Origin of the sequence: Paenibacillus sp. LjRoot56, assembly GCF_964253335.1 — a bacterium.
Lineage (GTDB): Bacteria > Bacillota > Bacilli > Paenibacillales > NBRC-103111 > Paenibacillus_E > Paenibacillus_E allorhizoplanae.
In genome coordinates this window covers 523,994-545,533 of sequence record NZ_CAXURV020000003.1, presented here as the reverse complement: position 1 = coordinate 545,533, position 21,540 = coordinate 523,994, and the positions used below count along the sequence as shown (strand labels likewise).

Annotated in this window: 17 protein-coding genes; 14 read left to right on the top strand and 3 right to left on the bottom strand. The window is 44.9% G+C overall.

All coding sequences use genetic code 11. The annotated features are described in order from the left end of the window. The first annotated feature begins 7 nt into the window (after positions 1-7). Together ACSQ8O_RS21400 and ACSQ8O_RS21395 are read left to right on the top strand one after the other, a co-directional pair. A complete protein-coding gene (locus ACSQ8O_RS21400) occupies positions 8-826 on the top strand; it encodes an ABC transporter permease (protein WP_436243289.1) in 819 nt (272 codons plus the stop codon). Position 827: 1 nt separating this feature from the next. Continuing rightward, positions 828-1,658 (top strand): ABC transporter ATP-binding protein, encoded by an 831-nt coding sequence (locus tag ACSQ8O_RS21395; RefSeq protein ID WP_436243288.1) that lies wholly within the window; start codon positions 828-830, stop codon positions 1,656-1,658. A gap of 329 nt (positions 1,659-1,987) precedes the next feature. Here the strand turns inward: ACSQ8O_RS21395 and ACSQ8O_RS21390 are convergent, their stop codons facing one another. Further along, entirely contained in the window at positions 1,988-2,776 is a 789-nt protein-coding gene (locus ACSQ8O_RS21390; protein WP_436243287.1) for a phytanoyl-CoA dioxygenase family protein, read from the bottom strand. Between the two features lie 227 nt (positions 2,777-3,003). Between ACSQ8O_RS21390 and ACSQ8O_RS21385 the strand changes: the two genes are divergently transcribed. After that, complete coding sequence (locus ACSQ8O_RS21385) at positions 3,004-4,065, top strand: LacI family DNA-binding transcriptional regulator (RefSeq protein WP_436243286.1); 1,062 nt, start codon at positions 3,004-3,006, stop codon at positions 4,063-4,065. Between the two features lie 84 nt (positions 4,066-4,149). On the opposite strand, the gene ACSQ8O_RS21380 is transcribed toward ACSQ8O_RS21385, so the two are convergent. Then, on the bottom strand, positions 4,150-5,115 hold the full coding sequence (locus ACSQ8O_RS21380) for a cation diffusion facilitator family transporter (RefSeq protein WP_436243285.1): 966 nt from the start codon (positions 5,113-5,115) through the stop codon (positions 4,150-4,152). A gap of 406 nt (positions 5,116-5,521) precedes the next feature. Here ACSQ8O_RS21380 and ACSQ8O_RS21375 point away from each other — a divergent pair, with 406 nt between their 5' ends. The 9 genes from ACSQ8O_RS21375 (at position 5,522) to ACSQ8O_RS21335 (ending at position 17,569) form a co-directional block, all read left to right on the top strand. Then, complete coding sequence (locus tag ACSQ8O_RS21375) at positions 5,522-5,884, top strand: hypothetical protein (protein ID WP_436243284.1); 363 nt, start codon at positions 5,522-5,524, stop codon at positions 5,882-5,884. Positions 5,885-5,953: 69 nt separating this feature from the next. Further along, positions 5,954-6,559, top strand: a complete 606-nt coding sequence (locus ACSQ8O_RS21370) for a hypothetical protein (RefSeq protein ID WP_436243283.1) — start codon at positions 5,954-5,956, stop codon at positions 6,557-6,559. A gap of 195 nt (positions 6,560-6,754) precedes the next feature. Continuing rightward, positions 6,755-6,898, top strand: coding sequence for a hypothetical protein (locus ACSQ8O_RS21365; protein ID WP_436243282.1), 144 nt, complete (start codon positions 6,755-6,757; stop codon positions 6,896-6,898). A gap of 340 nt (positions 6,899-7,238) precedes the next feature. Next, positions 7,239-12,635: a glycerophosphodiester phosphodiesterase family protein gene (locus tag ACSQ8O_RS21360; protein ID WP_436243281.1), complete on the top strand. Its 5,397-nt coding sequence runs from the start codon at positions 7,239-7,241 to the stop codon at positions 12,633-12,635. Between the two features lie 98 nt (positions 12,636-12,733). Next, on the top strand, positions 12,734-13,282 hold the full coding sequence (locus ACSQ8O_RS21355; RefSeq protein ID WP_436243280.1) for a glycerol-3-phosphate responsive antiterminator: 549 nt from the start codon (positions 12,734-12,736) through the stop codon (positions 13,280-13,282). A gap of 220 nt (positions 13,283-13,502) precedes the next feature. After that, the gene (locus ACSQ8O_RS21350) at positions 13,503-14,381 is read left to right on the top strand and encodes an HAD-IIA family hydrolase (protein ID WP_436243279.1); all 879 of its coding nucleotides are present in this window, start codon (positions 13,503-13,505) and stop codon (positions 14,379-14,381) included. A gap of 11 nt (positions 14,382-14,392) precedes the next feature. After that, positions 14,393-15,724, top strand: coding sequence for an ABC transporter substrate-binding protein (locus ACSQ8O_RS21345; RefSeq protein WP_436243278.1), 1,332 nt, complete (start codon positions 14,393-14,395; stop codon positions 15,722-15,724). Positions 15,725-15,844: 120 nt separating this feature from the next. Continuing rightward, complete coding sequence (locus ACSQ8O_RS21340) at positions 15,845-16,738, top strand: carbohydrate ABC transporter permease (RefSeq protein ID WP_436243925.1); 894 nt, start codon at positions 15,845-15,847, stop codon at positions 16,736-16,738. Between the two features lie 15 nt (positions 16,739-16,753). After that, complete coding sequence (locus ACSQ8O_RS21335; protein WP_436243277.1) at positions 16,754-17,569, top strand: carbohydrate ABC transporter permease; 816 nt, start codon at positions 16,754-16,756, stop codon at positions 17,567-17,569. A 334-nt stretch (positions 17,570-17,903) separates the two neighbouring features. Here ACSQ8O_RS21335 and ACSQ8O_RS21330 read toward each other — a convergent pair whose 3' ends face one another. Then, on the bottom strand, positions 17,904-18,509 hold the full coding sequence (locus ACSQ8O_RS21330) for a hypothetical protein (RefSeq protein WP_436243276.1): 606 nt from the start codon (positions 18,507-18,509) through the stop codon (positions 17,904-17,906). Positions 18,510-18,701: 192 nt separating this feature from the next. Between ACSQ8O_RS21330 and ACSQ8O_RS21325 the strand changes: the two genes are divergently transcribed. Next, positions 18,702-19,751, top strand: coding sequence for a glycoside hydrolase family 88/105 protein (locus ACSQ8O_RS21325; protein ID WP_436243275.1), 1,050 nt, complete (start codon positions 18,702-18,704; stop codon positions 19,749-19,751). A 3-nt stretch (positions 19,752-19,754) separates the two neighbouring features. Further along, the gene (locus ACSQ8O_RS21320; protein ID WP_436243274.1) at positions 19,755-21,443 is read left to right on the top strand and encodes a hypothetical protein; all 1,689 of its coding nucleotides are present in this window, start codon (positions 19,755-19,757) and stop codon (positions 21,441-21,443) included. The last annotated feature ends 97 nt before the right edge of the window (positions 21,444-21,540 follow it).

Genomic DNA, 21,540 nt, shown 5'->3' with positions numbered 1-21,540 from the left:
GCTGCAGATGGAAATGCTGGTAAAAAAAAGACGCAAGTCCACATTGTTTGCCATACGAGGCGAAATTAGCCGTAAATCATATTTGTCAGGTGTCGTGCTTATCATTGCGGTTCTGTTGTTGTTCTGGAGCGTGATGAGCTACGGCAACTTGGTAAATCGTACATTCCTTCCAACACCGGATCAGGTACTCCGGCAGTTTGGGATTCAATTACAGAACCCCGTGTTCTGGCAAAATGTGTGGATAAGTATTTTCCGAGTTGGCGGTGGATTCTTGCTCGCTTGTCTAATCGGGATACCACTTGGGATTTTGGCGGGTACGTATCGGTTTGCTGAAGCTATTCTAGTACCACCTACTGAATTTATTCGGTATATGCCTGCGACGGCGTTCATTCCCTTGATCATGGTGTGGGCGGGGATCGGCGAGTGGGCGAAGGTTCTCGTAATCTTCCTAGGGTGTTTCTTCCAATTGATGCTGATGGTTGCAGATAATACACGGTCGGTGTCCAATGATCTACTGCAGACCTCGTATACACTCGGTGCGAAACGCTGGCAAGTGATCGAGAAGGTGCTCATTCCTGCACTCCTGCCAGATTTGATGAATACACTGCGCTTAATTATTGGATGGGCATGGACGTATCTGGTTGTAGCAGAGTTGGTTGCCGCTAGCAGTGGTCTTGGATTTTCGATCATGAAGGCGCAGAGGTTCCTAAACACGGATCAAATATTTGTGGGCATTATTGCGATTGGTTTGCTAGGCTTATTAACGGATCGCACATTTGCTTATTGTCATAAGCGGTTTTTCCCATGGTTGGAAGGAGGGCGTTAAGATGGAAGCATTGAACTTGGATTACAATAACGTGCCTTCTGAGGGGACAATTGCAGGTGCAGGTACTGGTGTACGAAAAATTGAGGCAGTCGATGTTACGAAAGTATACAGTACGAAGAAGTCACAATTCGTAGCATTGGATCGTGTGTCCTTTCACGTGGATGCGCATGAGTTTGTTAGCTTTGTCGGGCCTTCAGGTTGCGGGAAGTCTTCCTTATTGCGGATTATTGCTGGATTAGAGCCATTAACAATGGGGGATCTGAGTATCAACGGACATGAGATTGAAGGACCTGGTGCTGACAGAGGCATGGTCTTCCAGAGCTATACGTTGTTCCCTTGGCTATCCGTGAGAGAGAATATTGAATTCGGTTTGACGTTGAAGGGGGTTCCATTGTTCGAAAAGAGAGCGATAGCCGACCACTTTATGGAATTAGTGGGGTTGCATAAGTTCGCGAAATCATTGCCGAAGGAGCTTTCGGGCGGCATGAAGCAGCGGGTCGCGATCGCGCGAGCTTTGGCAAATAATCCGGATGTGCTGCTCATGGATGAACCATTCGGCGCATTGGATCCGCAAACGAAAAATGCCATGCAAGAGCTGCTATTGCGCATTTGGGAAAAGGAGAAAACGACGGTTGTGTTCATCACGCACGATATCGAGGAAGCCATCTTCTTATCGCAGCGGGTGTATGTGATGCAGGCGCATCCAGGCACGATCCGCAGTGAGATTGCCATACCGCGCGGGATGAGGCAGGTGGAGGATGTGAAGGACTCCGAAGCTTTCGTGAAGCTGAAGAAGCAGATCATTTCGTTGATTGGGCATCAGGACGAGTAAAGGCATAGGGGCACCCTAGCAGAGTGATCTGCTGTGGTGCCTTTTGTGTTAAATTGTGAAGCCGGAAAGTGGGGGGAGGAGGTTGTTGTAGCGAAATAACTGGAAAATATCCAGCTATATCGGGGGAAAGTCCCGTTTTTGTTGATATAACTGGAAAACATCCAGCTATTTTAAGACATTTTGCTCAAAAACCGCAGTAGTGGATAAATTAGCTACATGAAATCCATCTAATTCCGATTTTGAACCAAATAAAGAGAATTTAGATGGAGGTTTTCTAGTTATTCATTTTAAACGCCAAAAGAGTAACAGAACACCCTGTCCCCTACCACTTACTCAGATTGTGGAGCCGATGCCAAGACGGGGAAAAGTCGCCCCTTAAGAGGTTCACCTTCTTGAAAGCCAGAGCCTCGGGTTAGTTCATGATTGCTTTTGCTATTAAAAGTAGCATTCTCGGGCATATAGACGATGGTCAAGACTCGGCGCGGTTTGTCAGACTTGTTGGCATGCGCATAATGAAAAGTGAGTCCGTGATGAAGTGTGAAGCTGCCACGTTTGAGAGGTACGTTGACAGGTCGGCGGAGGTTTGTACCACTTTCCTTGGTGAGCTCGAGCAAATCGATGGGATGCAGGAAGTCGACATTGGTTAATTTCCCTTCCTTGTGAGAGCCGGGGATGAAGGACAAGCAGCCATTAACCTCATCTACGTCATGCATTGGCAGCCACAAGGTTAAGACATTAGATTCATGCATGGGAAAATAGGTGGCATCCTGATGCCAAGGCGTAGGTTTGGAATCTCCTGGCATTTTCCAGAAGGCTTGATCATGAAACAAGCGCACACCGGTAGAACCAGAAAATTGCCTTGCGATATCCGCAAGTTTGGGATTTAGCACGTAGAGGGCCATACCCGCAGAATCCCGCCATGTATTCATTTTGCTGTTCAGAATTTTGAAGTAGTCGGAGTCCTTCTCTACACTTTGTGTATGTTCGCCTTCAATCGCCATGACCTCGTCGAGGTAAGCGCTCAGCTCGTTGATTTCCTTTTCCGATAAGACATCCTCTAACTGGACAAAACCATTTTCTTCATAAAATGCGATTTTCTCTGCTGGCACTTGAAACATGGGGTCACCTCTCTGTTCAAAATGAGTATGGCAAGTGAATAGGGCAATTCAATTGAGTTCATCATACTCTGATGCATATTTTTCTGTAAGTAGTGATGTCTAAGATTTGGTAGAAATGCTAAAGAGGAGAAGCGTTTTTGGATTATTAGCAAAAAAAGACAGAGATTTGACGAGTAATCCCCTTCTAGCTACAATGAGTTTAAGCGTTTCAAGAATGAGGGAATGGGATGAAAAAAAATAAACAAGCTACCATCGTCGATGTTGCCTCTGAGGCTGGTGTGTCCATTGCGACGGTGTCGAATGTTATTAACCGAAGGAAGGTTCCGATGTCACCGGAAACCATCCGTAAAGTGGAAGAAGCGGTTGTACGACTAGGTTATCGCCGGAACGTCATGGCAACGAATTTAAGTCGGCGACGCTCGAATGAGTTAGGTTTAATTCTCCCGCATTTTGGCGGGTATTATGGCAGATTTGCTGAGAAGCTGGAGCGGCGGTTTCACAGTTATGGCTATCATTTATCTGTATTCTCAGCGGCAGGCATGGATCCTGAAGTGGAGACGAGGCATATTGAGCATTTGCTGCAACGACGAGTGGATGGATTAGTTTCACATGGCTTGGCGATCAGCATGCATTCCACACAGCAATTAGTGGGAGAAGGAACGCCGCTTGTCATCTTTAACGGGTGGGGGTGGCCGAATGAGATTACGAAATTGGCTGTGAATTTGGATTTTGCCAAGGCATCAAGCCAGGCTGTTCAGTATTTTCTGTCGCAGGGCTGCCAAGCTGTTTTCTATGCGGGAAGACGGAAGGGAATGGGCGCGAATGAGCAGCGCATCGAGGGTTTTCTGGCGGGGTTAGGTGACCGAGCGGAGACGATCGTGCATGCGCTTTTGGATGCAGGAGAGCTAGGTGTCGCTGGAACTTTGGAAGAGGCGCTGCGTGTGAGAGGTGAGCTGCGACCTATCGGCATATACACGTTTAATGATGCGTTAGCGTTGGAGCTGATCGCTGAATGCCATGCGCGAGGCATCCGTGTTCCTGAGGAAGTGCAGCTTATAGGAATGGATAATGAGCATTTTGCGAAGGCGAGCATCCCTTCCATTACGAGCTTCGAGATGCCAGTCGAGCTGCAAACGCGTTTAGTAGCGGCTTTCCTGATGCGGCAGATGGGGGAAGACTTGGACGAGGAAAGCGCGATGCTGCTGGATTCGTATCTGGCTCAGATGAAGGGCCATGAGCTGCTCATCGATATGGAGATGGTTGTGCGTAAATCTACGCATAATGAATAAAACCGTTAGTCACCTGAGAGAGGTGATTAACGGTTTGTTTGTTTTTTTAGGAAGATGGCTTGCATTAAGTTGGTTAGCGGGAGGTTAGGAGGTGTGGTTTTGTTGTTTCAGCTGCTTTTGCTGCCGCAGGAAATCTTTTCCGTATTCCCCGTGTGGATTAATGTCCGCGTGTTCGATTTGAATCGTGGCATGCTCGATGCCGTACTTGCTTTTTAACGTCTCATTAATAGCGAGGATGACGCAAAAGGGCTGAATGTTGGGACTAATAAACACGTGCGCAGTCAGGGAATAGTGGTCGGTCGAAACCGCCCAGAGATGCATTTCGTGGACATCTTCTACGCCTTCAACCTTCGCGATCACGGAGCGGATTTCGTCTAGATTAAACTTTTCAGGGACGGATTCCATCAGGATCATGAAGGATTCTCGAATGATTTTGCTACCACCTGTAAAAATAATGCCCCCAATCACAATCGAAATCAACGGATCGAACCAGAGAAGACCGGAGTAATAAATAACAATAGCTGAAATAATGACACCTACCGAGCTAAGCAAATCTCCGAAAAAGTGCCAGAGTGCGCTTTGCACATTCAGATTGTCTTCCTCTTTGACGCTGTTATGTAGAACCAACGTCAGGACGAGGTTAACGACGAAACCGATCGAGGCAATGCCTAGCATGAGTCCCAATTGTATCGGTTGGGGGTGGAGGACACGTTGGACGGCTTCAATACAAATCCCCAAGGCGATGATGCAAAGCGCTAATCCGTTGAGAAAAGAAGCGACAATTTCAAAGCGCAGAAATCCGAATGTGAAGCGAGCATTGGGCTGGCGCGTAGCAAGTTGGATGGCGACCATGCTCAAACCAAGCGCAATAACATCTGAAATCATATGAGCCGAATCGGATAAAAGAGCAAGGGAATTCGAAAGCACCCCACCGATAATTTCTACCAAGGTAAAAAATGCCGTTAATATGAGGGTGACCCACAGGGTTTTTCTTGACTTACTTTGTTCTTTCACATGGTGGAGATGATGATAGTCATACTCGACGCTCATAGGGTTCCTCCTTATTTAGAATAATTATAATTAGTGTACACTTAGTATATGCCACTTGGGTGAAACGTGCAACTGGAATTGGGAAAGGATTTTGAAAGTGAGGTGGGGAGAGGAGAGATGATGGCAAATTAGAATATAAAGCGTTTTCTAATTTGTAACAGAAATGAAATATTCCTGTTATGGTTCCATAATGTTCACTTGGTAATATAATAAACAAGACCCCCTTTTTAATATAAACTTTTAGAACCCGGCCCCGTTGGCTGGGTTCCTTTTTTTATGTCTGGGGAGTAGACGGTGGCCTTTATAGCTGAAAACCGAAACTCTGATGCTCATTTTAAGTTCCAAAATATGGTATGCTATCAGTTGTGAGGGATTGTAAATTTCTTTTTAAGTTGAGGATAAAACAATGACCAAGGCAGTTTATAATCATTTGATATTTGTGCTTATTCTTGCTCCAATAACGAGTATTGTCATGGTGCTTGGTTCCGCATTATTTCTGCCGACAACAATTGATACACCAAAAGAGCTCAGTAATGCTAAATTTGGTCTGCCAATATCCTTCATTAAGCAGGACTTACTTAAATCTGGGGCTAATGGTTATGAAGGTGGATTTCCACATCCGTTTTCACTACAGATCGATTTTCTTGACCATGACCTTGAATTGGAATTTATAAAATCAGATTTTTTGCTATCTATAGCGATTGTTTGGTTATTATTTGTCATCGCTTACTTTGTAGTACGTAAATTAACTAGGAAGTGTTCTTATTGAATGCCCATACTGCAATAGATGCTCTAAGGGCTATTAAATGCACGATTTTATCGAAAAGGTGAGATAGTATTGGACGAAAAAAGAAATTCTTCGAACATCATTGTTTTACTTTTATCACTTTTAAGTAGTTTTCTTTTGATTTTAACTTCTTTATTTCAATGGAGTTTAATGGATATAGTCACGCCCTTCTTAATGCCATTTGTCTGGTTATTCGTATTCTTTATTTTTCTTACTACTTTAATCGCTTCGCTCGGTTTTCTTATAAAAAGAAAGTCATGGAAACCGTTCATAATACAAGTTTTTTCCATAATTTTTTATTTCTTTTTCCCATTTACGCAATTAATGATAAATCTTGACTACGCATTTAATAGAGAAGAAAGACAAGAAGTACTTAAATTAATTGAATCAGAGAAAATATCCCCAAATGTCTCCTATAACAATTCAATCATTCACTTGCCGAAAGAGTATCAACACCTTTCAAAAGGCGGTGGAGATATTTTGATTGAGGAAAATGGGCAAGAGGTGTTTTTCTTTACTTTTCGTGGGATTCTTGATAACTTTTCGGGATTTATTTATTCGTCCTATGACCAAGAACCACAGAGAGAGGATTTCGGTGGGGATTATAAAGAAGTAAAGCGAATTGATAAGAACTGGTACTGGGTGAGTTCTTATTAATTGATAGAAGAAATTCAATTACAGGATAGGCGTGTAATATCCCCTTAAGTTAGGTAGAACTTCTTGTTACCTAATCATTCAACTAGGAGGTAATAATGAAAAAATCGATTATAGGCATAATTAGCCTACTTATTCTTATTGGGGGATTTTATATGTTTGAGTCAAAGAAGGAAATAACGGCAGATGAAGTAAAAGATGTATTATGCGGATGGAACAATTGAAAGCAATGAATTAGATGCCAAAGTAAATGGAAATTTATCATATTCTGAAATATTAAATAAAGTGAGAGTGCATTTGAAAGATGAAACAGCTTTTACCCATAAACGGAAACAAGGGTGATTACTTGTATTTTACACTAAAAGGAGATCAAATTAGCGAAAACCCTAGTTAATCATATAGGATATTTTACAATTTCTTATTCCACACATAACACTTCAATAACACTCATTCGCTAGAATGATTATAGGACAACTAAATAGGGCAAGGGTAGAGACGCGGAGAAAACCCTTCATGCAGCAAATGAACGGCTAGTGGAAGCTAGCAGAGGTCATTTGTATGCGTGAAGGGTTTTTTGTGTTTTCCAAAAAAGATAGGAGGATTTCAAGAAGATAGTGAGTAGCGTTCTTCTGTTTTTAACACGTACATGTATTCATCCATTTTACAAGAAAGGGTTGATTCTATGAAACGATATAAAAAGGTTTTGAATAGTCTACTAGTTGCTACATTAGTCACTAGTTTAGCACCATTTGGTCTGATGAATGTCCAAGAGGCACACGCCGCGGAAGATGCAAGAAAATCCCTCGATGTGAGGAAGACGGTTAATGCTCCGGTGATTGACGGGGATTTGGACGAGTCATTTTGGACAATTAACCAAAGGTTAACGAAACAAATAGGCGATGGAACGTTTAAAGATAGTAAATTCGGTATGCTCTGGGACAATAAGTACCTGTACATTGGAGTTAAGTCAGATGATGAGAGTCTGACGGCAGCAGGATCGGGGAATTGGTTTGAACAGGATAACATTAATTTCTTTCTAGATCCAACGATGCATCAATCTGCCCCTTATGCAACAGATGATATGCAACTCGGGTTTGTGTATCAATCGGATTCTACATCTCCTGAATTTCACTTTGGGGCTGCGACAAACGGACAAAGCAGCAAGGATCAGAACAAGATTTTGCGGGCTATAAAGAAAACCGCTACGGGTTGGTCTTTAGAAACTGCTGTACCATGGGATATGTTGAAGATGGATCCTGTGCTGACGAAGAGGCTGGGCTTGGAAATTGGGGTAACAGATCGTTATGGGGCGGATGCTGCACAGCAAAGAAACAGTTACTGGAGTGCGTACCAATCGAGCTCATTTTGGAATGATACCTCTGGTTTCGGTGTGATCAACCTCGTGGACAGCAATCCAGTGACAGATCCGGTGAATCCTGTGCTGCTGCAGGAAAATTTCGATGCGTATCCGACGGGCACGATTCCTTACGGATGGATTTCTGATGTGAACGCGGGAAGCCCGCCGTTTACAGTCGTGCAGGATACATATGGCAATGGACGAATGACGTTCAATGGAAACACCTCGGGTAAACAAGCGCGAGTGGTTGCTCCGGTACAGTGGGACAATTACACGGTTGAAGCGGATGTAAGATTCGAATCTGTGCTGGATGCAGGAAGATGGGCATCACTAATGTTCAGAGTGCCTTCCACAGGGAAATTTCCATACAATCAAATGGCTATCCGTCAAAATGGTACCTATGAATTCGCCTATCGTAAAGCGGACGGCAACTGGTATTCACCAACTCCGATTTCGGGTTCTTGGAGAGCATTGGCTTTGAACTCCGACTACACGATGAAGGTTCGGGTTTTTGGTAATAACGTCAAGGAGTATATGAAAGCAAAGTCAGATCCGAGCTACACGATGGTGACGGACACAACGTTGCCAGCGACAGTCGTGATGGAGAAAGGGAAAGTAGGGTTGCAAGCGGATCAAAGTAAGGTTTCGTTCGACAACCTGAAGGTAACGCGAATAACGGCAGATCGGCTTGACCTCGTTGTACCTAACATGATGGAAGCGTTGAGCGGACCGATAAGCGTTACCGGCAGTGTGTATTACTCGGATGGTATTAGTGAAGCTATTTCAAACAAACCAGTCAAGTACTACTCCTCGGATGAGTCGATCATCAAGGTTTCGAATAATGCGCTATATCCAATTAAGGCAGGCAGAGCAACGGTCAGAGTGATTTATGATACGGCTGAGTACTTGCAAGAAGTAACGGTAACACCGAATACGGTGCCAGCGAAAGTAAATTCCCTCAAGCACGATGATGGTTACTTTGTAGCTACAGTTAATCAGTCGGTACCCTTGAATTCAATCGTGTTTAAAGCAGATTTTAGTGATTTTACGTCAGGTACAGTGACAGGCAGCGAATTGACTTGGGCAACTAGCAGCCCTTCCGTTGTAGTGAGTACTACCAGTCTGAACGTTCTCCAAAAAGGTGTATACTCCCTAACTGCTCAAAAAGACGGTGTTTCTATTTCAATGTTTGTTGTAGCGAAAGAAGCAACGGATAGTGAGTATGTGCTCTATGAAGAAAATTTTGACCAGCTAACGGAAGGAACGCTTCCCGCAGGCTGGACACGCAAAGAAGGAACGACAGCGAGCAAAGCTGTTGTTAAAGCGGGAGGATTTGAATTGGATGCGGCAGCATCGCCAGATAATCCGTCGCGAGTACTTTTGCCAGACTTCCTTGGGACATTTGGTAATTATAAAATCGAAGCTGATGTGACGCATTTGCAAGCGAACGATAATGCTAGATGGCATTCCATCATGTATCGCATTCAAAACAATGATTATCCGTATTATCAAATGGCGGTCAGAAAAGATGCTAAAGCTGCCAATGGTGTGGAATTTGCTGAAAGAACGACAGCTAATGCCTGGAATGTCATGGATACGGGTGCTTTTACGGAAGCGATAGACGCTAGCAAACTGTACCATTATACGGTCAAGGCATTTGACAATCGTGTGATGGAGATCATAAACGACAAGGTTGTCGTGGATACGGACAATGCAGGTTTGTATGCAAAAGGAAGAATTGGTTTACAATCAAACGGCAGCAAAATGAGGGTAGACAATATCCGGATTACTTTACAACGGGATCCGCTGCCTTTATCCGCGACTCAGAAATATGTAAGTGTGACGGAACCTACTACAAAAATTGCGATGGCTTCCACCGTTGTGACGGAGATTGCAACTGCAACCGATTTATCCAAACTGACAGGTACTACCACACCTGCTACCGCCATTTTGCATGTCAATAAGGATCTTAAAGTGACTGATTCTAGCAGTCAAACCGTTATTGGGGATTTGGATTCGATCCTAACTACGCTCGGTACTACAATGATGGCTGCTTTCTATGTGAAGGATGAGCTGACGGTAGATGCTTTGGTGCCGTATTTGAAAGCGAATAGCATTGAGGATGTTTTTGTAATGTCAAGCAATGGCGATTTGGTCAAAAAGGCCAGACAAGCGTATCCGATCATACGCGGAATCGTTGATTTTTCAAGTAAAACGATTGAGAACAACGATCAGCTGCTGGAAATTCGTCAGATAACCAATACAAGCCTCGCGCATATTGCGGTGCTTCCACAGCAGGCTGCTACAAGAGAGAATACGAACTATCTACAAATGAGAACGATCATGGTATGGGCGAAAAACGCTTCGACTGCTAATGGGGATAATCTTGTTTTGCATACGCTGATTACAGCGGGTGTTAACGGGATTGTGACGAGCACCCCAAGTGCGGCTTTCAATGCATTAAGTGTGTACAACAATAACACGACTTTGATACGCAAACCGTACATTATTGGACATCGCGGATTGCCGACGGCTGCGCCAGAGAATACGATTGAAAGTAATATTTTGGCGCTGGATAATGGGGCAGATTTCATTGAAAATGACGTTTATATTTCCAAGGATGGCTACCTCGTCATTCACCATGACGGCGAATTATCTGGAACAACGAATGGCACGGGTAACATTGAGAATTATACATTGGCCGAAATCAAGGCGCTCAATGCCAATAAGCCACATCCGACTGACTATCCAAATGTGAAAATTCCGACATTGGAAGAACAAATTGACCTCGTCCAGCAACGGGGCAAAATGATCATGAACGAGATTAAGACGTCCACACCATCCGCGATTGATGCTTTTGTTCAGTTGGTCCAATCTAAAAATGCCGAAGCTGATATCGATAACATGTCGTTCGTTGCTAATCAGATCTCGCGCATGAACAGCTTGATGCCGACGATGCCTTCAGGCTTGTTATCAAGCTTGTCCGGCGGGAACAACGTGAAAGGCATGCTGCGCACGGTGCTTAGCTCCATTCAGCCTTTGAATGCTACGTTCAATAATGGCTACGGCGGTATCTCGCAGAACTTTATGGAGGCTGCTAAGCATCGTGGCATCTTGATTTCACCTTGGACACTCAATGATCGTACAGCGTTTAATCGATTCTTCATAAATGGCGCTTGGGGCTTAACGACCGACTATGCCAACTGGGCTGCAGATATGGCGGCAGCGATTAAACCAGAGAAATCGGAGTTTACGCTTAAGAAGAATGAAACGATTCCGATTCAGGCCAGCGTGACAACGTACAAAGGGGATACAACAAGCATTGCACCTGAGATTGTTATGTTGGATGGGCAAAATTCCTTTGAAGTCAACGGCAATGAGATTACAGCGAATGGTAAGGGTTCAGGTATAGCGCATGCGTTGTTACGATACACCTACACGATGAATGATGGCAATAAGTATGACTTGTACACACAGCCAATCACGCTGAATGGACCAAGTGAGCCAAGTGTACCAGATGACAGTGAGCAAAATGGTGGCAGCGTAGGTGGAGGTACGGAAATTAAGGATTCTGCTTTCACTGTGACAGATGCATTAATCCAAACGGCCATTCAACAATCGGGAACAGACAAAAAGCTGATTGTTACCGTGCCATTGAATGTGAAGAAGGATCAAGCTGTTGCCATCCTGGCACCAGAAGCCATTCAAGCCGTGTTGTCGGCTGCAAGCAATCATACGGTAATCATTCAATCAGAACTTGGTTCTTACGAGCTGAACCTGCCAGAATTAGATTTGCAAGCCTGGGCAGAGAAGCTGGGAACTTCGCAAGTTAAGCTGAACTTAACCATTCAAATCAAATTGAATGAAAAAGCTGCTGCAGAAGCAATTGCAAACGGAAAAGATGTTAAGAAAGCTGTTGAATTTACACTTACAGTAGGAACTGAAGAAGGCAAGAACGAAGAAATTTCGAACTTCCATCAGTATATTGCTAGATCCATTAAGCTGGATGCAGCAACAGATACCAAAGCTCTGGCTGCCGTACGTGTAGAACAAGATGCGAAAGGCAATACCGTGTATCATCCAGTTCCATTCTCGATTCAAGGCAATGATGCTCTCATTTACAGCCGCACGAACAGCACGTACCTACTTATTGCTAACCCAGTGACTTTCAGTGATTTAGAACATCATTGGTCCAAACAGATCGTGGAATCCATGGCGAATAAAATGATCGTTCAGGGTGAAGGGGCTTCGAGTTTTGTACCTGATCGCCAAGTAACACGGGCAGAGTTTGCCGCTTTACTGGTGAGATCGTTTGGCTTATCTTCATTACAAGCAACTGTTACAAGCTTTAAAGATGTTAAAGCTACGGATTGGTTTGTAACGGCAGTCAGCCTTGCGGCAGATGCTGGACTCGTAAGTGGTTATGAAGACCACACATTCCGACCAGATGCAGCAATCTCCCGCCAGGAAATGGCGGTTATGATTGACCGAGCATTACAATTCGCAGGCTTTAACGCAGAATTGAAACCAAGCAACTCGGTCACGTTCAGTGATGAAGTGAATATCGCCGAGTGGGCTAAGGATGCAATCCGAACAGCGTCTGCGTTGAAGATTATTAACGGCAGGGATGGAAATGTCTTTTCTCCGCTGAGTACCGGCACTCGTGCAGAAAGTGCAGTGATGCTTAGCCGCATGCTGCAAGCTCTAAACTTTTCTAACTAATGGCATGGTTAGCATCCCCTCTAAGAAAGGAATAGCGGAGGGGATGTTAATCCTTAGCAAACAAATATTTGTTATGGTTAAAGTGGGGGTGGGGGAGCATGTTGAAGAAGTACCCAATTATCGCATCGGTGACCAAAGACGATCAGCTCGCGAAAGTACTTGAAAGTGATGTGACCCGAGTTAATCTAATGACAGGTCATATTGGCAATTTGGAATCCATTATGGGACAGCTTCACCAAGCAGGCAAACAAGTGTATGTCCATCTTGAAATGGTAGGCGGTCTTGGCCGGGATGCACATGCGGTAGGGTATTTGGCCGAAAAGTTTAAAGTGGACGGTATTGTTACGACCAAGTCCAATGCAGTTGCAGCAGCTAGACAAGCTGGCATCAAAAGCATACAGCGTATTTTTATTATAGATACGGCTGCACTACAAACAGCAGTACGAATGATCAACAGTACACAGCCGGACGAAGTTGAGCTCATGCCAGGCTTAATGCCGAGAGTGATCAAAGAATTGAAAAGCACCATCAAACAACCGTTGATTGTCGGAGGTCTTATTCGATACGAAAAAGAAATTGTTGAAGCGCTAGATAGTGGTGCAGATTATATTTCCATTGGAGATCCAAGCATGTGGAGCGGTCACTAAGTTTACAAAATAACTAAATGACGATAATTTCCCGCTAACAATTATCCTCTATAGTAAAACTATGAATATCACACGAACTGAAACATCGGGTCGAGACCAGGAGAAAACCCTTGTCCAGGAAAATGTGAAAATAAGCAGGAGCATGCTTGTCATACTCTGAATTGGCTTGTTTTCGTGTTTTTTGGATAAGGGTTATTTTTATTGAAAGTGAGGCAGTACTGTGGCAGATACATCTAGATTTCCTGAACGTGGAATCGATGACAAGATTACTACCCAGCATTTTCAGCGAACACATTCAAGGAAAAGCAGTAAGGAGTTGCATGCATTCAAAGGCTATTTATTCGATTTGGACGGTACCATTTATTCTGGCAGTAAGCTTTTGCCGGGTGTATTGAGCACTGTGAACTGGCTGCGTGAGCAAGACAAATCGGTGATGTTCGTTACGAATACGACGATTCGGACCAAGGAAAGCGTGCATCAAAGGCTTAGTGAATTAGGCGTTCCCTGCGAGGTGGATGAAGTACTCACGGCCTTATGTGTGGCAGGGAAGTTTTTTCAAGAACGTGAGCCGAATGCCACTGTCCTGATGATCGGTGAAGCGGCCATGGAGCTAGAATTGGCGCGTAATCAAGTGAAGACGACAGAGAATCCGCTGCTCGCAACACATGTGCTTGTCGGATTAGACAGGCAGTTTACATTTGAAAAGCTAACGGCGGGCGTGAATGCCCTGCGAAATGGGGCTAAGCTGATCGCTGCTAATCCAGATCCCTTTTGTCCGATCGACGATGGTGTGATCCCGGATACATGGTCGCTCGTCAAAGCACTGGAAACAGCCAGCCTTCAGAAAACCGTCCATGTGATCGGCAAGCCGTCCGCTTACTATGCGCAAAAAGCCTTTGATCAACTGAATATCTCGCCATCACAATGCTTAATGGTTGGTGATCGGTTATCCACCGATATTCAATTCGGGAATTCGAACGATATGTACACCGCACTAGTACTGACTGGTGCTGACGCGAAGAACGACATCGTAAGGACAGGCATTGAACCTGATTATATTCTGCAAGAGCTAAGTGAAATTGCATTTAATAAACTTTAGGAGGAAAAACAATGAAAAAAGCACTCGTATCATTACTAATGGTAACCCTGGTAGCAACAGCTTGCGCGAAAGGTGAGAGCAATACGGATACCAAGACAGCTGCAGCACCGACAACACCTATGGCAAGCGCTGAAGCTACAGCGAACGCGAAGCCAGTTGAACTGCAATTTTACTTCCCTGTAGCGGTTGGTGGTCCTATAACAAAGCTGATTGACCAGCTGGCTGACGATTTTCACAAAGAAAACCCAACGATTACGGTAAAACCCGTATATGGGGGCAGCTATCAAGATACGATGACCAAGGTTGCAACAGCTGTACAGGGTGGTAATTCACCTGACGTAGCTGTGCTGCTATCAACTGATTTGTACAGCTTAATTTCCATGAAGGCCATTGAAGATTTGACACCTCGCTTCTCCAAAGAGTATTTTAACGGCTTCTATGAAGCGTTCATGGGGAACACCAAGTCCGGGGATACGGTATGGAGCGTACCATTTCAACGCAGTACAATCGTGCTGTACTACAACAAGGATTTATTTAAAAAAGCAGGTCTAGATCCGGAGAAGGCACCTAAGAATTGGACGGAACTTAAGGAATATGCTACTAAGCTCACGACCAGTGACAAATCGCAATGGGGCCTTGAAATCCCTAGCACTGGTTATCAGTATTGGATGACGCAAGCACTATCCCTTCAAACGGGAACCAATATTGTTTCAGCTGACGGGAAGCAAGTGTTCTTTAACAAACCGGAAGTGCAGGAAGCTCTGCAATTTTACACGGATTTAGGTCGCAAGGATAAAGTTATGCCAGAAGGTACACTCGAGTGGGCAACCGTGCCATCCGATTTCATTAGCGGGAAAACGGCTATGATGTATCATACAACAGGAAATCTGACCAAAGTCAAAACCGATGCAAAATTTAACTTTGGTGTAGCGTTCCTACCTGCCAACAAAAAGTATGGTTCACCGACAGGCGGCGGCAATCTGTATGTGTTCAAAAACATTCCAGATGACCGCAAAGCTGCATCCGTTAAATTCATTCAGTTCCTGACACAACCAGATCGTGTAGCCCAATGGTCAATCGATACAGGCTATGTAGGCACGACGAAAGCTGCTTATGAGACAGACAAGTTGAAGAACTACATTAAGGATTTCCCGCAAGCGGCTGTTGCCAGAGATCAACTCCAGTATGCGGACAGCGAGCTCTCAACATACCAAAACGGTCAAGTGACGAAGCTGTTTAACGATAACATCCAAGCAGCCTTACTAGGAACGATGACGCCGAAAGAAGCATTGGATAAGTCCCAACAGCAAGCAGATGACATTTTGAAAAGCTTTCAAAAATAGCAGCAAGATGACGTAAAACGGCAGGGAAGCGTTCGGCTAACGGAGGTTAACTCCAAGTTAGTGGCCTGCGCTTCCCTTCCTCAGGCTTTCACGACCTATGAGAAAGAGGGAATTTCCTTGATGCAACCGTCACTTCGAACAAAAAGGAAGATCAACTGGAGAGAAAATGGTTTCGCCTATGCATTGCTCATACCCTCACTCTTATTTTTAGGCTTATTTACGTTTTACCCCATCTTAAAATCAATCTACTGGAGCTTTTACAGCTCCGATTTTACCGACAAAACGTTTGTCGGTTTGGATCAATACGTGCATGTCTTTCAAGATGATATTTTCTTGAAGGTTTTGAGAAATAATGTGCTGCTTGCCATCGGCACGGTTCCGGTAAGTATCTTGCTAGCCATGTACGTAGCCGTATGGGTTAATAATAAGCTCAGAGGCACAGGCTTGCTACGTGCACTATTTTTCTATCCGACGGTCATTCCGATGATTGCTATCGCCAATATATGGCTGTTTATCTATACACCAAGCTATGGGCTGCTCGATAAGTTTTTAAATGTGTTTGGCATACCGACCCAGCATTGGCTAGGAGATCCGCATTGGGTTCTCTTTTCGATGATGTTGATGGTGATCTGGAAGGAGGCCGGCTTTTTTATGATTTTTTATTTGGCTGGCTTGCAAAATTTACCGAAAGAAGTGTACGAAGCTGCGGAAATGGAGGGGGCACGCCCTTTTCAAACTTTCCGTAAGCTGACGTTTCCCCTCTTAATGCCGACAACGCTATTCGTGATGGTAATCGCCACGACGAATTCGTTTAAATTGGTAGATCACCTGTACATTATGACGAAAGGCGGTCCCAATAACGCAAGTAATTTGCTGTTATATCATATTTATGAGACGGCTTTCAGCTTTTGGGATATGGGAAAAGCGTCGGTCCTTACCGTCGTGCTGCTCGTGATCTTACTCAGTATTTCCATCTTTAATTATGCATTTCTGGATAAACGCATCCATTACTAGAAAGGAGTCAGCATCATGGTCGTAAGGGTCACTAATCGTTTGGTCATTGCGCTGCTGGCGATCGTTTTTGCTGTTCCGCTTGTATGGGCTGTCTTTACTTCGTTTACGCCGTCTAGTGAAGTCATTACCCGTGTCAACCCCTTTGCGGTTCAGCATCCCACCTTCCAAAACTACAAGACAGCTTGGGAAACTATCTCCTTTCTTCGCTATTATTCCAATACGATCATCATTGTACTTGGTGTGCTGGCTGCACAATTGATTACAGCTACGCTTGCGGCGTACGCTTTTGCCAGATTAAATTTCGTAGGTCGAGGCGTTATGTTCATGCTCTTTCTTGTCCAAATCATGATACCGCCTGACATTCTCATTTTTCCGAATTATACGATTATGAAAGAATTGGGCCTGGTTGACACGAAGCTAGCGATCATGCTGCCGTACTGGGCATCCTCGTTCAGTGTTTTCTTACTTAGGCAAACGTTTAAGCAAATCCCAATCGATTTAGACGAAGCTGCGAGGATGGATGGCTGTCGTTGGTGGCAGACTCTTTGGCACGTATATCTGCCTTCAGCTAAATCGACCTATATCGCGTTTGGCTTAATTTCCGTCAGCGCGCACTGGAACGATTTCATGTGGCCACTCATCATCACGAACTCTATCGAAACGAGGCCGCTCACGGTCGGAATTGCGATTTTTGCCCAATCGTTTGAAACAGGTGCGCAATGGGGGACGGTAACGGCGGCTACCGTGTTGGTCATCCTGCCGCTATTAACGGCCTTTTTCGTCTTTCAGCGTCAGTTTGTAGAAAGCTTCATGCATTCGGGTATTAAATAGTGATGATGAGCTTACATTTGCTTGTTGGAAAACAACCAAGAAGCTGATTCGTATCCCGCCTGATTGGTTAAATCTTCCTATAAAGATTTTACAATCAGGAGGGATGAAGCTTGAGTAAAAAACGCGCAAAGCGCAGACGCACACCTCTAGCTCTTTATCTTGCAGCACTTACGATTACAGTGGCGATTACTAACATAGAAGAAATGTCCTAGCTTGTAGCCATTTTCCTTATGTACTTAGATGAAATAGAAAAAAGCCCAATGCATGGGCTTTTTTTGCTATCAGCGTTATGGACACGGGTGAGTACTGGCCGCATGGATCTTTTTCCCTCATTTTATTCAAATTGAACTTCCTGATCCAAAATGATCTCTTTAGGCGGAGACTCCATCGGGCTGGCATACGGAATTAAGGTAAAATGTAAGCCCTCTAAGTTGTCAGGTAAACGCGGTGTGACAAGGTAGGTTATTTGGGTTTGCCCGCCGCCGCCCCTTGAGCCATTTCTCATGACACGATAGAGTTCAGGACCTATTACATCAAGCTGGAGTTGTGGTCGGAAGTTGCCAAAATGCCCGTCCAGTTGAATGAGCTTGATCTCAACATACACAATACTGCTGTGTTGGTGCTGCATGGTATGTGTCAATGTGTAAGAAAAGTCACCGACGACGGTTTTCTTCATGATGGGCACGACATGTTCCAAATCACCTGGTTCATTCGGCATGACAGGGTAATGCTCATTCAGACTGTTAAGCAGCCAGTTGATTTGTGGGATTTCAATGCCGAACCGTGTTGACCATTCTTGGAGTACTTCCTTTTGCGGGTAAAATCGTCTGCCTTTTGCAATGGATTTGCGCTCCGTTAGCAGTTGCAGAAGTGATTCATCAATTTTCTTCATTTCCTCATTGTATTCATTGGGCACCATATGCATTTCGGACCAACCCATTGTCATATACCTCCATTTTCCAATTGTATCCATATAGTATAACGGTTAATGAGAGGTTGGAAAAGTTTTGTGAAAATCCCAACTATTATTCTGGACGATTCCCCATGTTTTTGGGACGGAAGCCCAAGCAAGATACGTGCGAATGATGCTACTCTTTAGGTAATCTTTTTATATAAAGGAGCTGCCTAAATAATGAATTCGACGTATGCATATCACGCTAATAAGGTATGGAAAGAAATGATAAAGGATCATTCTGGCGAATGGGGAATGGATATTCATCACTGGGACTGGGTGCCTGGTGTAGGTGTGATTGCCATGCTGGAGTATTATGAAGCAACTGGTAAACCTGAAGTATTGGCTTATTTGCAGGAGTGGGTGAAGCACAATAGTGAAAAAGCGAAAGGCACGAAGGTGATCAATTCGATCGCACCTTATGCCATTTTCCCAGCTTTATACCGGATTACGAATGATGCTTGGTTCCGAGATGAAGCGAATCGGGTAGCGGAATGGCTGATTAAGGACACACCACGAACTCGCGAAGATGCCTTTGAGCATACGGTGACGGAAAATGTGGCATTCGCTGAGCAGGTGTGGGCGGATACGATTTTTATGGCCGTACTGTTTCTGGCGCGCACAGCGTCGTTGGTAGGCAATAAGATTTATGCGGAGGAAGCATTGAAGCAAGTGCTAATCCATCTTCGATTGCTACAGGATGAGGAGACGAATGTTCTTTTCCACGGTTGGGACTGCGGATCGGGTGATCATATGTCAGCGGCGCGATGGACGAGAGCGAATGCTTGGATTGCTGCTGGGATTCCGATGATCGTGAAGGAGATTGATCAGCTTGTTGCCATCCCGGATGAGCTTAAGGATCGATACGGACGCCTAATGTCGGGGCTGCTTGCGTATCAGCAGGACGACGGACTTTGGAGCACGGTTATGGATCAACCTCATTTTTATCGGGAAGTGTCGGGCAGCGCGGGAATTGCTTATGGCCTTATGAAAGGCATGGAGCTGGGGTTAATTCCTTCTCTAGATGAAACTGCTGCCGCTGTGGAGCAAGTGGTTACTTCGATTATGCCCTATATTACGGAGGAAGGCATCGTGAGGGGGGTATCTGGCGGGACGCCAGTGATGCCAACCATTCAGGCCTACCAAGATGATATTTCAACGTATCCAACGTTATATGGACAAGGTCTAGTGTTGATGCTATTTGCTGAGGTATTGCGAGAGGGGAAGTAAGTTATGAGTAGTGAGGAGCTTTTGGAGGTTATTCGAGCGAAGGAATTAAAGTTTGATCAAGTTGTTAAGTTAATTCGAACCCCGCTCATGTCGACGTATCATACGGCACTTAAGCCGGAGACGCATCCAATGGTGTACGAACTGTATCCATCAACGTGTTATGCCTATGATCTTTTGCGCTATGGCGGTCAGGCTAATAGTCAACGAGCGGCTGATATCCTTGAAGTTGTGCTGGAGCGGCAAGATAAGGATGCATCGCGAGCCACTTATGGCATTTGGCCCTACTTTTATGAAGAATCGCTGGATGAAATGGATCGCCCAGACTGGAACATGGCAGATTTCCAAGGAAAGAAATTGGTTCTTATTTTGAAAAATTATGCAGAATCTCTTCCTGAGGCATTAATCGAACAAATTCGTGAAGCGATCTATCACGCTTGCCAAGCAATCATCCGACGAGATGTGGGGCCGCATTATACGAACATTGCCATTATGGGGGCTTTTGTCACGCTGGTTGGCGGTGAGCTGTTGGGCGATAACGAGATTCGGAGCTATGGTGAGCAACGGCTGAAGCGATTTCATGTGTTTACGTCAGGGATCGGCACTTTTACCGAGTATAACAGTCCTTGTTATTCGCCAATTGCGATTGAGGAATTGAATAGCATCTATCAAGAATCGGCTACCCGTACGGCCGTAGTTCTTGCTGAGCAATTGTTAGACATTGCGTGGGAGATGATTGCGAAGCATGTCCACCCAGCAACTGGGGAATGGAGCGGTCCATATAGTCGGACCTATTACACATTGATGACAGAGCGAGAGAAGCATTTCCTGGGAAATGCGCTCAACAAAGAATCGATGGGCATACAATGTCCAGAGAAGTATCATGCTTATTTTAGCTCCAATGCGGAGAGGTATTTCATGGAGCCAACGATGATGGCAGCGGAAGCGGGCTTTCAGAACTATGCGACGACGTATCAAAATGAGAAGCTTTCACTTGGAAGCTATACGATCGGCAGCATGTGGAATCAGCGTCGCAACTTGTTGGGCTTCGTGGATGTTGGTGGGAAGAAAGTGTTCGTGCAGCTGCAATTTCTGAAAGATGGGAAGGACTTCTGCTCTGCTATTTATACGGGCGTGCAGTCACGCAAACAGGTGCTATTCGGCTTCAATTTGGCGACAGATAATGGCGCTTGGCATCAAGAGCTAGATATAATTAACGGCAAGTTCCAAGCGAATGACTTGCGCATTCGGTTGCTGCTCGGCGGGGAATTGGAAGAGCTTGAACTACCAACTGTTGTGGAAGGGAAAAGTCTGACGACGATGCTCGGAGGAGATACGCAGCTGCGGGTTGAAGCTGTTCTGGAGGAGTCGGACTACGGAGCACTCGAGGTTGCAGTCGAACGCAGTGAAGATGAGCTTCATTTGGATTATGTCATCTATGCGGGCGAGGAGAGGGCTTTTGATTTCCATGCGATTCAGAAAGCCGTATGGATATTTGCGTTATCGCTTGATGAGGTTGATGGTACGCTATCGGCGGTTGATGTTCAGCTCGGGGCCAATTCTGTTACAGCTACAAGAGGTGCTCAGGGGGAGCAGATGTCGATCATGGTGCCGATAGCACCAGGTAAGACGTGGGACTTTTATCGGAATAATCGCGTACAGTTGCCGCAGTATTTGCTTGAAAGTGTGCAGTAAAGCGGGAGTGTATAAGAGGTGCAGGATTGCTTTCCTGCGCTTCTTTTTCGATTACTCGCAAGTTTAAATGGAAAATGTACAGCTAATTTCGCCGGAA